The organism is Danxiaibacter flavus, from assembly GCF_041060425.1.
Classification (GTDB): domain Bacteria; phylum Bacteroidota; class Bacteroidia; order Chitinophagales; family Chitinophagaceae; genus Danxiaibacter; species Danxiaibacter flavus.
In genome coordinates, this window is record NZ_JAULBC010000003.1 from 199904 (window position 1) to 213395 (window position 13492).

The 13492-nt window shown below is 41.5% G+C and carries 12 protein-coding genes; 3 read left to right on the forward strand and 9 right to left on the reverse strand.

All coding sequences use genetic code 11. The features are described from left to right. Positions 1-8: 8 nt before the first annotated feature. Together QTN47_RS11375 and QTN47_RS11380 are read right to left on the reverse strand one after the other, a co-directional pair. A complete protein-coding gene (locus tag QTN47_RS11375; protein ID WP_369329493.1) occupies positions 9-1940 on the reverse strand; it encodes a hypothetical protein in 1932 nt (643 codons plus the stop codon). A gap of 124 nt (positions 1941-2064) precedes the next feature. After that, on the reverse strand, positions 2065-3006 hold the full coding sequence (locus QTN47_RS11380; RefSeq protein WP_369329494.1) for a glycosyltransferase family 9 protein: 942 nt from the start codon (positions 3004-3006) through the stop codon (positions 2065-2067). A 270-nt stretch (positions 3007-3276) separates the two neighbouring features. On the opposite strand from QTN47_RS11380, the gene QTN47_RS11385 reads away from it, so the two are divergent. The 3 genes from QTN47_RS11385 to QTN47_RS11395 all read left to right on the forward strand — a co-directional run bounded on the left by QTN47_RS11385 (position 3277) and on the right by QTN47_RS11395 (position 5650). Next, positions 3277-3708 (forward strand): hypothetical protein, encoded by a 432-nt coding sequence (locus QTN47_RS11385; protein ID WP_369329495.1) that lies wholly within the window; start codon positions 3277-3279, stop codon positions 3706-3708. Between the two features lie 386 nt (positions 3709-4094). Then, on the forward strand, positions 4095-5045 hold the full coding sequence (locus QTN47_RS11390; protein WP_369329496.1) for a glycosyltransferase family protein: 951 nt from the start codon (positions 4095-4097) through the stop codon (positions 5043-5045). Between the two features lie 2 nt (positions 5046-5047). Then, entirely contained in the window at positions 5048-5650 is a 603-nt protein-coding gene (locus QTN47_RS11395) for an FkbM family methyltransferase (protein WP_369329497.1), read from the forward strand. 225 nt (positions 5651-5875) lie between these two features. Here QTN47_RS11395 and QTN47_RS11400 read toward each other — a convergent pair whose 3' ends face one another. The 7 genes from QTN47_RS11400 to QTN47_RS11430 form a co-directional block, all read right to left on the reverse strand. Then, complete coding sequence (locus QTN47_RS11400; RefSeq protein WP_369329498.1) at positions 5876-6361, reverse strand: hypothetical protein; 486 nt, start codon at positions 6359-6361, stop codon at positions 5876-5878. 63 nt (positions 6362-6424) lie between these two features. Continuing rightward, a complete protein-coding gene (locus tag QTN47_RS11405) occupies positions 6425-9334 on the reverse strand; it encodes a glycoside hydrolase family 9 protein (RefSeq protein WP_369329499.1) in 2910 nt (969 codons plus the stop codon). A 142-nt stretch (positions 9335-9476) separates the two neighbouring features. Further along, on the reverse strand, positions 9477-10190 hold the full coding sequence (locus QTN47_RS11410) for a 4'-phosphopantetheinyl transferase family protein (RefSeq protein WP_369329500.1): 714 nt from the start codon (positions 10188-10190) through the stop codon (positions 9477-9479). Continuing rightward, positions 10187-10444: an acyl carrier protein gene (locus tag QTN47_RS11415; RefSeq protein ID WP_369329501.1), complete on the reverse strand. Its 258-nt coding sequence runs from the start codon at positions 10442-10444 to the stop codon at positions 10187-10189. The genes QTN47_RS11410 and QTN47_RS11415 overlap by 4 nt, the downstream gene beginning before the upstream one ends. A gap of 4 nt (positions 10445-10448) precedes the next feature. Continuing rightward, entirely contained in the window at positions 10449-11717 is a 1269-nt protein-coding gene (locus QTN47_RS11420; protein ID WP_369329502.1) for a beta-ketoacyl-[acyl-carrier-protein] synthase family protein, read from the reverse strand. Positions 11718-11733: 16 nt separating this feature from the next. Then, entirely contained in the window at positions 11734-12177 is a 444-nt protein-coding gene (locus QTN47_RS11425) for a 3-hydroxyacyl-ACP dehydratase FabZ family protein (RefSeq protein ID WP_369329503.1), read from the reverse strand. A gap of 120 nt (positions 12178-12297) precedes the next feature. Beyond that, positions 12298-13101, reverse strand: coding sequence for an SDR family oxidoreductase (locus tag QTN47_RS11430; RefSeq protein ID WP_369329504.1), 804 nt, complete (start codon positions 13099-13101; stop codon positions 12298-12300). Between the last annotated feature and the right edge of the window lie 391 nt (positions 13102-13492).

The window sequence follows — 13492 nt, forward strand, 5'->3', positions numbered from 1 at the left end:
TAATCTGTTTATGCATTTTTATCCCAGATATCAATCGCACTACCGCTAACCAGGTCAACAGCATCGGCTGTAGCATCATCGATGTCAATATTTCCTGCGGCAAGGCCTGCTGCGACATAAGGACCAGGTGTGCCGACGGGCCTTGATGAAGAGCTGCTCGATGACCTTCCTGAAGAGCCAGAACTGCTACTGGAGTTATACGTTACTACTTTATACATGCAGTTTGTAAAGCTGCATTTGTTGGCAGAGCTTCCCGCCATTCTTGAATCCGGACTTCCGAATACTTCGCCCGTATAGTCAACACGCTGCCCCACATCGAATGCCCAACCTGCATTTGTAAAATGATGAATCACCGCACCGTCATAGGAATAGTCCCATCTTCCCGTCGCCTGATCCAGCGCACATTCAAAATCATGTGTAGTCCCAACTGCGGGAAATGCAGGAAATCCTGCAGGTGGCGTGATGGTATTATCATAATCCGCTGCCGCCGGTCCCGCCTTTGTTTCACACTTAATATATTCTGATATTGCTGCACTTCCGGCGGACCGTCTGCGTGTTAAACCCATTTGGGCCCACTTGCTTATGTCATTTTTTGTTATGCCTGTCCATACAGTACTAAACGTAGAAAATGTGGCATTGGGTTCGCATGCAAGCGTCATCGGATGCCTTTGTATAGTGGCTTTACATGCTATCAGGTTAGCTACTGTTTTTATGGCGCCGGCATGCCGGTAAATAGCAGTTGCTGTACATGAGGCAGAACTCGAACTGGAGCTGGAACTCAATGATGATGATGATGAACTTGAAAGAGCGCTACTATCTGATGATGAACTTAAGCCTGATCCGGAGGATGCACCACTAACTGAACTGGATGAAAGACGGCTGGAGGATGATTGCGGTACTTCCGGCGCGCAATTGGCTGATGGAATGGCCAGTCCACTCGAGTTCTGACCTGCAATTGTAATGCCCAGTGCGCCCATTACCGCACCGATGTGGTTAGCCACGCCTTCCTTTCTGAAAAACGTTCCTGATGAAGAGCTATTCGGGAAATCCATCACATTGCGGTTAGCAGCCCAAATCAATCCAATTACTTTATTCGCAGCATTTAGCAGTACTGCGCCGGAGTCACCAAAATCTGCAAATACATTTGCTCCCGCATCAGGTCTAACAAGTATCTGGCTACCATCAAACACAACTTCTACAACTATTCCTTCAGTTAATTCTGTTGCGGCACCACGTTTCTTTACGTGTTCAAAACACACAGCCTGCGCCACTCCATTTACGCCACCAATGCCTTCAATAAAGTTCTGCATGGAGCTGCTGGAGATATCATCAATAAGATTTTGTTTAAGATCAATCAATGCACAATCAACATTGGCATCTTTCTGTACTTTAAATACTGTACCTATATCTCCGCAAACACAACAACAACAAGTACTGTAAGTTGGTTGCCCAACCTTCATCCCGATTACTGCATTAGGATTTGCAGGAGCAAATACACCTTCAGAGACGACGTGTTGGCAAGTGAGCGCCATTAGTTTACCTGAACTTGAACTGATAGATGTAACCAATGCCCCAATTGTTCCTGCAAGTCTCGGCCTTGATCCATCAACCCTTTCTGTTCTTAGTTGAATGCCTCCTCTTAATGGTCTGTGACGGCCTCTGTCTGAAATATCCAGTATTTCAGATCTGCGAATGACATCTGTTTTGGCGCCGAAAATTTCTGTGGGAATAATATCTGAGGGTTGTAAAGACTGTTTAGCTTTTTTTTCTCTTACATAAACGCGAAAACAAAGATCGTCAGAAAGTTCATTGTTGATCTCCTTTACACCTACGCCTACATGATCTACATTCGCAAGTTGCTTCAGTTGCGATTCGACCATTGGGCGAAGCCTGATAAGCCTTTCCTGTTCCAGCAATATGTCTTCTCTTGTTTGGCGCATACAAAAAGTTTGCGGGGAGAATGCTGCTAAGACCAGGCAATTAGATTCAGAAAATTACATTGAGTGTATAAACTGTTGCCAGAGAATTTATTCCGGGATGGAGAACAAAATAGAAAACTTTTATTTAAGATGCAATAAGAAAAAGTTCGATTTTTTTTATAACTTCTTGCGCAGAAATAATGTCCATACATTTAGGTAAAAATCCAACGGGGTTTAAGCATAGCTGATCTTCATTATCTTTTTCATCGCCATCACCCAACGGCAATACACGTGAACGCCAGCAACCTCCTGTTGCACAGCATGGTAACGCGCCGATTGTATGTATAAACTGATGATTGGGATAAGCCTCCCAATGAACAGGTTCTCTTCCTCCCGCAATAACAACACATGGTCTTAATCTTTGTAGCCCTGGATTTAATTGAACTGCCGCGGCTAAATGCATAGGTAATGAAACGGGTGTAAGTATGCCCACGCTGTGATATACCAATCTTAATAACTGTCGCAGATCTGTTTTGCCACGCAGGTCTATCACATTTTTTAACGGTGGATGATTGTGTAAAGCTTCTCCTACCTGTACAAATTGAATAGTTCCGGCAAAATGATCTACTACTTCCTGATATCGTTTTACATCCCACCATTTGCAGGTGAAATCAAATTTTCCGCCCGCGACAATAATCCAGAATGGATCATCATTGCCTGTGATCTCATGTACCTGCGACATCCAGCTTGTTTCTTCCGGAGTTAAATGTATGTCTCCTTTAAAAGCTGTGGGATAGATGGCCGTGCCCAATTCAAAGTTGAGGTATTGTATAAAACCGTGAATGAAATGGTAAGGCAACGTATTGCTTTGATGGATAAGGGGATAATTCATTTGAATATACTGCACTTCAGGATCGTTATCGTCAAGCGGCGTAATATAAGGATTGTTTTCCCAAAGCATGGGACAATGTGTTCTTACATCTGTAATGTATTGCCCGGGGTATAACAAATGAAGATCCCGCACCGCTGCCGTAAGCATCACAGTATCGCCGGGCGATTGATAATTTTCTAGTATGAGCTTCTTCAAAGTTGTACGTTATGAGTTGTACGTTATAGGAGCCACAAATCATTTTCAAATTTCAACTGTCAATTATCAATTAAATTAACCACAGAGGAAAGGAGTTTTTTCACGGAGTAACACAGGGGTTGCTTCTGTGTAACTCCGTGAAAAAAACTCAGTGTTCTCTGTGGTTTGTATTACGATAATAACTTTCTTTCGCAATCATTTTGAATTCCTTTTCCAAATTTTAACCTTTGTACTCAACAGGCCTTGCGGGAACTTTATGCTTGTTAAATTATGAAATCGTTTTTTATTATTTTATTGATGATGATAAAAATATATTTTAACGATGGTGAAAACGCCGCTTCGGGTGAAATGCAAGCTATAACCGGAAAGTACGAGATTATAGAAACGAGCAATCCGGACTTATGGAGTAAACGGACTTTCTTAATTTCTTCAGATACAGTAACAAACGAAAAAAATACCTATATACTTACAGGATTTACCAATCAGGGGGTTAGTGTGCGCGGAGTTTTATTATACCCGGAAATAACCTTCCAACGTCAATCCGTGTCCGTTATCCCCGAAGGTGGCGGCGGGAAAGTGCAATGGAACATTGATATGGATGGCAAAGGAAATTTTGGCAAAAACTCTTTTACATTAGAATATAAGATTTATCAAAAAGATTCAACAGTTATATCCGGAAAAATATCGGCGGAAAAAATGTGAAAGAATTTAAACCATATAAGGCATATAAGGGATTTAAGGATTATATACGAAAACTCCTTGTATCCATGCTAACCTCAAATCCTGCAATGAATTTTACAGCCCTTATATTTCCTTATATGCCTTCTATACAACTAGTGAATAGTCAATAGTCAATGGTGAAAGTCCGGTCTGGCTAAGTAAATATAAAGTCGTTTAACTGCAATTATTATTGTAGGCAAAATTCTTATATGCTCTTATATGCCTTATATGGTTTAAAAAACTTTGCTTCGGTCAGCTTTGGGCTTTAAGCTTTTCAGTTGTTTACAAAGAAACGTTGGCGCAGCCAACACCTTACTTATATGGTTCAAAAAAAATCTTACTTGTTTAAAAACGGTATTTAGTACTTTATGCAGAGCGGCTATGGTATATATACGGTTGGTGATGATAACTTTTTTGCCGGAATTGTTGCGGCAATTAATGCATTAAAATATTATGGTTACGCCGGGCCTATTGCTGTTATTGACATTGGCTTTGAACCATGGATGAAAAAATATCTCAGGGGGTTCGCAAATGTAACCGTGTTGGATATCGAACCAATAAAAAAACAGGTCCGTTTTACAGATGTCGATTCCGATGAGAGTCCGGTAATGAAAGGTTGGGCTTATAAGGCGTTCGGCATTGTTTATTATGACTTGTTTGAAAAATGGACGTTCATTGACGGAGACTACTTACCACTTTGCAATCTTGAAAAAGAGTTGCTTCCGCTGATAGATGAAGGCTTTGTTATCTCAACTGAAGATGGTACAAATTATTGGGGAAGCGACCATGAATCAGCCACCGGCGTAATTCCTGGAAACTATATGAATATCAATGCAGGATTTCTTAGTCTCGATATGAATGTGCATGGCGCTTTGGTACATGAATGGCGAAATTTGATGACGCGAAGAAAACCATTTGATCTTTGGTATGGTGATCAGGGGGCGTTAAATATTGTGCTGGACAAATATCAAACAGAAAAATTTACACTGGACAAAGTGCTATGGAATCAAACCTGGTTGAATAACGAAATGGCACGTGAAAATCGCTGCCTGTTAATCCGCGAGCCTGATGATATGCATGCATGGTATGAACCAAAGAATGCGCGGATAATGGGCTGGCATGGTGCAGGTTGGTATAAGCTTTGGCACCAGGTGGGTGTCGATCATTACAGAAAGGACAATAGTGAGGAACGGGAAAAGTTTTATAAAGAAAGCCAGGAGAAATCGCCATGGCCGATTGTTGAATTGTTCAGGTACTTTTTATTCCTTGACAAATTTCACACGCCCCTGAAAAAAAATGAATACTTATTAACCCTGTAGTTATGCGAAAAGTTTTTATTGATTGCGGCGTTAGAGAAGGCGATGCAATAGCTGCATTTCTCGGAGATAAAGAAGTTGGCGGCGGCGAATATTATAATCGCCTTTTGCCGCGTGAAGACGCGCATGAATTTTCTTTCATCGGATTTGAGTCTCCCGACTTTAAGTTTAAAGAAGAAACAAAAAAACGCTTTACACATGTTCCCTTTGAATTAAAGGAACAGCTCGTGTGGATCTTTGATGGAGCTGTTGAGTTTGATACTGACGGTGAGTCATACGACTGTCGACTATTGGAAGTAAGTCGCACCGGGGATGCAGAGCCCTGGCGTCATCCGAACCCTCTTTCTGAAATTAAATTGCTGCCTTGTATTGATCTTGCTGCATTTGTGATGAATAACTTCAACCCTGATGATTACCTGATTCTCAAGCTTGATATTGAAGGCGCCGAATATGATGTATTACAGCGCATAATTGAAACCAAGGCCATTAGCTGGCTGAATGAATTGTATGCTGAATATCATTGGTGGGGACGGGCAGAGCTGCGACCACAACTGGAAGATGATATTAAAAAAATAGAAGGGTTGTATTACAGGAATGACTGGCCGTGAGAAGACATCTAAGACCGTAAGACGTGTAAGACAGTAAGAGAGTAAGAGGTGAGAAAGTCAATAAAAGAGTTGTCGTTTTTTGAAAGTATAGAGTTGATGTTTGAGAAGGGTAAGAATAGAACTATTTGGAGTATTAATAGAAAATGAACCGGCCCGCCGTTATTGGTATGGCGTAGGGGGATTATTGGGTAGGGTATCAACAACAGATTAAGAAGTAAAATAGCACTAATGAGTCTGCTTCGAGATGAAGTTTTTGAGTAAGTAATATTCTGTCGAATTGAGTTTCAATTTTACCTGTATTTGATTTCCATCAATATCCACGGACTTGAGTTGAAATCGTTGCAGCTTTAACGCTGGAGATGGCATCACCGTTATGATCCACCCTAAAAAAGATGAAACTAATAAAGGTGCATTTTCGTCGGAAATCATTTCAGTTTCAAAAGATTGTAAAGTGATCTCGTGTGATGGATTGAAAGTCCAGGTAAATGACAATAGTCCAAAAAGATAATATTTCTTTACAACCATGTCTTCTTGTCCTATCGCTATAAATGGAATCGGTAAAAGGGAAAGTACAATTAAAATAATTGCACTCAGAATTACATAATCCGTCAACGAAAATTTTGTCAATAAATAAAACATAGGCAAAATGATGGTAAAGGTTAATCTTACCAACGCGAGTTTTAGTTTTATATTTCGACGGTAAAAGTGCATTTGAGATTGTTCATGAAAAATAATGAAAATTTTAGTTGCTAAGTAAAATAAGCAACATCCACATTACTTTTCCCAAACCGCTCCACTCACTTCTTTTCTTTGCGATAAATTATCGTCGGGGTAAACTACGACCACCCATGGTACTTGCTTGTTTTCGGTTTTATATTTCCATTCAAGTGTTGTTGTTGCGTTTGTTTGAAGTGTGGCTTCTTTAACGTTGTTTGCAGGTGTCAAGTTATTTGTACGCAGCGTAAATTTATGTTTGCCGGATCCGCTTGCTTTAACCGTGATGGTTATTTCTCCATTGGTGGATGTTGTTTTTGATACTTCAAAGTTTACGGCAAGGCCAGTCCGTAATTCAAGTTGATATGTTGTTCCCGGCAGAAAACTTTGAGATTGTTGATTACCATTGCTGCTTACAACATATTTTCCTTCGGGCAACATGATCCTGAAATGCCCGTCAGCGCCGGGCTCAACTGGCGTTTTTTCAGCGGTAGAAACTTCCTTAAATTCAACGGAGCTATTAGCCATACCCTGCACAAGCGCATTTCCACTTACGTCTTTCAATAACCAAACCCAGCGCGCAACCGGGTGTACCCATATCTCTTTGTACGTCCAGGTGTTTTGTACAGGCCAATACGGAGCGTCATCATCTCCCCTGCTTTGGATACCTACCGGCAATGCACCGACCATGTCACCGGACGATGGTGTATATAGTGGAACAAAATCATGTCCCTCTCCCCACATGGTACTTTGTGAGAAAGGATTTTTTCCGATAATCCATTCCAGCTGGTGTTCTGAAAGCTGTGCTGAGGCCAAGTCACCGCGCAACTTTGCTGCGTTTGCCAATGCCTGCGCTTGCGGCAATATGGTACCAAAATGCCCGCGATAATCCATCCATACAGGAAACAAACGCAGGTAATGGCCCTTGCCTAATGGTACGCCGTTTAACACCTGGTTCTTAAAAAAAGGTTTCCTGCTTTCGGGAACGTGCAAATATTCTGTGTCTGAATAAACTGATGCCGGCATTACATTATAGGGTGCAGTATAAGATGATATATTTTTCAGATATTCTGAATAGAGTGTGATGGATGAGTACCATTTCATCCAGTCTGCGTGGTCGGGAAAGGCATTGCAAAGCATCGTAAGCGCCAGCGTTGGCCCTTGTTCCCTGCCGCGATGGCAATAATGCAGCAGGCGATCCTTTTCTGATGTTGTATAATAAAAGCCCGTCATTGGAATATCCCAATCCGTGCGCTCCCTTTGCTGAGCAGCCATGATCTTCTTCGCAAATGCTGCTGCGTTATCTGCATATGCTGCATCGCCCGTTGCACGCCAAAGATCAACGGCAGCGATAACTGCCTGTGACAGTAATTCATGTTCTACATTATCCGAATCAAAAGAACCTCTCCATATCTCTTTTGATTTTTTTATTGAAGGCATTCCTGCTATTGCAAACTTCCAGTCCTGTTTAGCCATCTGCAACGCCTGCGCGGCAAGGCGGGGATCGTTATCTTTTAAAACACGCCAGGCCAAAGCTTCAATCGCAGCGCATTCAAAATTCGTCATTGGGTTGTTGCGTGCAGTAGCTGTAATATCATCATCGTCGCCCATTATATTATTTGTTCTGCGACTGCTGATAGAACCCTGGTTACGAAAACCATCCCCAAAACTTGTTTTCATCACCCAATCCAGTCCCCAGCAAGCTTCTTCAACAACACGCTTATATAAGGCCTCATCTTCTTCTCTCGCGTGAAGCTTTTCTGCTGTACTGAATAAAGCATAAGTGATTTCTCCTGTATTTTCTAATCCCTGGGTAAGATCCCCTGCGTCATGCCAACCACCGTTAATGATCATTCTTTTGTTGTCGTGCACTGCCGTCCAATCGCGGTGACAAGGACCATGCACACCGGGAATATCCATGCCACATCTTTCTGCATAAAAGAAATTCAATGCTTTCCACAGGCTGCTGTTCCAAACATCTCCATCCACTTTAAATGGCGCTGTACTAATCTCTCCCGCTTTCAACACGTACGTTCCGGGTTTCCTTATTTCCGTGAAATCCATCACCTGGAAATTGCCTATATGCGAGCTAACTGATTCAATCGGTTTCGACAAAACAACCTCGCCATTCTCCTGGTTGACCAGCTCGAAATTCTTAGCGTTGATGTTATTGGCTATAGCTGTCTTGTTTGAGCCTGTTTGGTATCCTGCATGACTGTATGAAATGCGTCCCTGCCATACGTCCCAGCCTTCAATTTTATCCGGATCAACCAGTTCAAGATCCATTTGATCAAAATAGAACTTTATAGAATCGGATTCGCCAGCCATATTGCCAGACAACCCGTACGACATTTCAAACGCAGTGATCTTGTCTCTTGCCACATTACTTATTTCCCATACAACGTGGTTCCATTGATGGTTTCTCAGGATGAGTGAAGTCTCTCCTTCCTGCCCAAAAAGCCCCGGCAATTTTTCAACGCCGTCATTATACAAGCGGCAATCCAGAGCGGTTGTGTAAAAACCAGGCAGATCCGGATATATCCAGATTGAAATGCGGTTAAAATGCGTCCAGTCTTCTCCGTCAAAATGCCTTCTTACGCCGGAGCGTCCCCATCCCCGTCCGCTTGACGGAGCAATTCCTGCAAGTCTTACAGGCGTTTTCATTAACAGACTGTGTGTTCCCTTATGCACCTGGTCTTTACTTAATTCCAAAGCAGCAACAGAACCGCTTGAGTCCACAATTTTAGTAACCACCCTCGCGTCTACAACAGCACCTCCGGCAGTAGTAAAACCATGCCAGGTCTCAAGATGCTCCATATCATCTAATACCCGGGTTTCATTAACTTTCTTATTCAACCAGCGATAGGAAGCAGACTGTTTAAAATCCACACTGAGCGGATTTCTTTCGTTTTTAAACTTAAATGCAAGTAAACAGAGACCCGTAACAAGCAGGAAAAGCAGGTATTTCATTTTGGTTTGTTTGAGTGGTTGCGGCTTGCTTAAAATTAAGCAATTATCTGCTATGTTGAGGTCAACTTGAATTGAATGATAAATCAATACGGCCGTCGCAGCATGCCATGATTGGCCCAGCCTTCAACCAGGACGAATTTATTCAGTTGGATTGAAGATGGTATTGTGATGTCGCATGTTCCACGCCACCTTGCGCGGATACAAAGCAATAGGCAATAAATTGCTCATGATGAGAAAAGGATAAGGGCATGCCGGATTTATTATCGTCAATTAGTATATCTGGAATACCGTTCTGGTTTTTGTTGATTTGCAGATTGGCTGAAGGAAAAAGTTCTTTTAATTGCTTTAGCGTAAGTTCTCTTACTTCCAGATGCTGAAAAGCATAATCATAGCTTTTAATACGAGAGATACCCCATTGAATATGCATAAAACCATCTCCGTTGGTGACAACTGAATGAATGAATTCATTACTTACCAATGATCTGCTGCGGAAAGAAATTTCATCATACACAGCAATGCATTCGAATGAATGATTTGGATTAAATCCCTTTGCACTGATCTTGTTTGTGGTAAAAGTAACAACAGGCTGACCTTTTGGAAGATCAACCTGCTCAATGATTATTTTTTTTGGAGAAAAAATGAGTTCTGTATTATTTCTCTTATGACATTTGTAAACCGATTCCTTTACTGACCATAGCAGCCATGCAAAGTGTTCAAAAGGAAGAATTGCAGCAAACGTTTCATCGTAAAGATCAACTTCTTCCTGTGTAAGAAATTTAGAGTAAAACCTTGCCTGCTTTGTCCGCGTGGCGTCTATGCTTTTTAAGCTAATAATATCATTCCCGACACTTATCAACTTTTCTCTTTCATTTTTTCCAGGATGACATCAATGCAGCTTCCCACATTGTGAATTTTTTCTGCAGAGTCCATGTCAATTTCAATATCATATTTGTTTTCGGCATCAATAATAATGTCAACAAGGTTGGCAGAGTTAATTTTCAGGTCTTTTATCAAATCAGTTTCATCAGTAATTGAATTGAGAGCCTCTTTGTTAACCATATAGGGCGATAATACTTTCTTAAGTTCATCCAGGATTACTTGTCTATCCATTTTATTATTTAAATTTTGAAAAAATTAAACATGTGTTCACATCTCCAAAGCCAAAATTAGCTTTCGCCGCAATATTAATCTCTTTATTTATACGCTGGGTAGGCAAAGAATTAACACTTACAATATTTGTAATATCCGGGTTGGGATCTTCTAAATTGATATTTGGGTGAACAAATTTGTGCATGATCTGCAAAATTACGGCAACAATTTCAATAGACCCAGCTGCACTAAGGCAATGTCCGATCATTGATTTTAACGAATTGGTCAATGGAAATTCGTCACCTCTTCTGTTTAATGTGGACGCCCAGCTCTCTATTTCCATTTTGTCAGCAGCTGTCGCGGTTAAATGGCCGCTGATCAGGTCAATCTCCTGAGGCAATACACCAGAATTATGCAGGGCATTTGTTATACAACTCGCTATTCCTTTGGGATTGGGCGCGGTCATTGTACCGCCGTCTCTTTGTCCGCCGGAATTGGTGTCACCACCAAGAATTTCTGCATAAATCGTTGCGTTGCGGGCAAGCGCAAATTCAAGATCTTCAATAACCAAAGCGCCGGCGCCAGATCCGGGAATAAAGCCATTGGCTGTGGCACTCATTGGTCTGGAGGCTTTTTCAGGTTCATCATTGAACTTTCTTGCGAGTACACGCATTGAATCAAAAGCACCGAAAATATAGGGGTCTATATATTCATTGCTACCCACCACCATCCGTTTGGCTATGCCATGTTTAATATATTCGTAGCCCATTAAAACAGCCTGAGAGCCCGTTGCACAGGCAGCGGAATTGGTAATTACCCGGTTTCCAAGGCCTAAAAGACCGGAAATGTAAGCTGTTGCGCCGCTGTTCATGAGTTGTTCCACCATGCGGGAACCAAGTTTTCTCGCCTGTTTTGCATCTACATACGAGATAACCCTTTTCATTGCCTCGGTATCAGCCACACTGTTGCCGAAAACACAGCCGGTTTCCCAACGTATTTCATTCGATTCAAGCGTATTACCTGCATCCAGCCAGGCATCAGCGGCAGCTTTAATGGCATATCCGATTGTACTTGCTTTTAAGCCATACATCGCCACATCTGAAAGATAACCTTTCAGATCCTCCAGTTCAAATGGTGGCACACCGCAAACCTGGGAATTAAAATTCAGCTCTTTGTATTGAGGTACGAATTTTAAACCGGATATGCCGTTTTGTATCGCATGCAAGAAGGCGGGAATGCCCACTCCGTTCGGAGAAACAACGCCTAAACCCGTTACAACCACGCGCCGACTCATATAATATATTTCACTTTTAAACTAACTTTTTTATAATTCCCGCAAACATCCCTCTGGCTATCAATTCCTTGTCTTCGTTATGCATTTCAACATAGCATTTAAGCTTTCCGAAACGAAAATATTCTTTTTTAGAGATTACTGTCACTTTTTGCCCCGGCAATACCATTTTAAAAAAAGAAACATCTGTAGATGTCAGGAGCGGGATCACCTGTTCATTTTCGCTTTTCAGCTCTTTTTGAATAAAGAAAATGCCCAGGACCACCAAGCCAATTTGTGCCATTATTTCAGTTATGATCACACCCGGCGTTACCGGATTGCCTACAAAATGATCCTCATAAAAGAAAGCATCGGGTCGCAGTGTATAGTTGCCAGTAACGCCGTTTTCATCAATAGCCAAAATGTTGTCAACAAATCTGAATGACGACTTATAAGGCAGATAATTTAAAAGGTCATTATGCATGGAAATCAATTATTGAAGACTGAAATTTGAGATTTGAAATTTTATTTAGTGTTTAAAACATTTGATTTTGGCATTCGTATGATATCTAATTTGAAATTTCCAATCTCAAATCCAATAAATTCATTTGCAATGTTCTCCACCGTCAACATGTATCAGTGCCCCATTTATCCATAACGCTTCCGGTAAACATAAAAGATAAATAACGTTTGCAACATCTTGCGGCGTAGTGATCCTTCCTAACGGATTGCGGCTTGACGTAAACTCAGCCAGTTGTTTACTTCCGGGAATCTTTTTAAAAGATGGCGTTTCGGTCACTCCTGCCTGAATAATATTTGTCCTTAGTCCGAAACGTGCAAACTCAACTGCCATATAAGTGGCCAGGCTTTCCAGCGAAGCCTTGGCAACCGAAACCGCAGCATAACTTTCCCAGTATTTATGAGCACCTTCACTGGTTAAACCGATGACTCTGGCGTCATCACTAAAAAGATCTTCTGCGAGGAGTATTCTTGTCCAGTCCAGCAGACTATTACTCATTGCATATGTGGTGAGCTGGAGATCTTCAATAGAGAGCGTTTCACCAGGGTTTCTTTCTTCTGCTGCCAACGGTTTCAGATTACCGCGGGCTATTGAATGCAACAACAGTTTAACTGATTTCTTTGGGAAACCTACATTCTGTAATCCTTTGATAAATGATGTACGCCCATCTTCTGTAAGCGCATTAATGTTATAAGGCAGAACCTTTACATCATTTTTTCCGGCAATATCTGACAGCTGAAGTTTTATTTGTTTTTCGGCAGCATGCGTTTCCCTGTACAATAAAGCAATGTTCATTCCATTGGCAGCAAGTTTTTCAATGGCCGCATAACCAAAGCCGCTGGAGCCACCAAGTATTATTGCCCACTGGTCGGGAAATTGTTTATTCACGTGAACTATTTAAAGTTGTTAGATAATGCGTTCTGCCAAAACAGGCTGCAAGTAAATGAATTTCTTAATATAAAGCTAAAAGAGCTGTGAGCTATCAGCTATGAGCTGTCAGCTTTTCTTCGCACCAGTAGGATAGGTAAGCAATTAAATTGTCATTTCCCCGAAGGTTTTGATAACGTTTGTATTCCCTCTGCGCCTTTGCTTCTTTGCGTGAATTAGCTGTAAGCTATCAGCTATGAGCTATTAGCTGTTCTTCTCACCAATAGGCCTCAACAACTATTGAAAATTATCATTTACCCAGGGGGTTTGATGACATTTGTATTCTCTCTGCGCCTTTGCTTCTTTGCGTAAATCAGCTGTGAGCTATCAGCTTTTCTTCGCATCTGTAGGG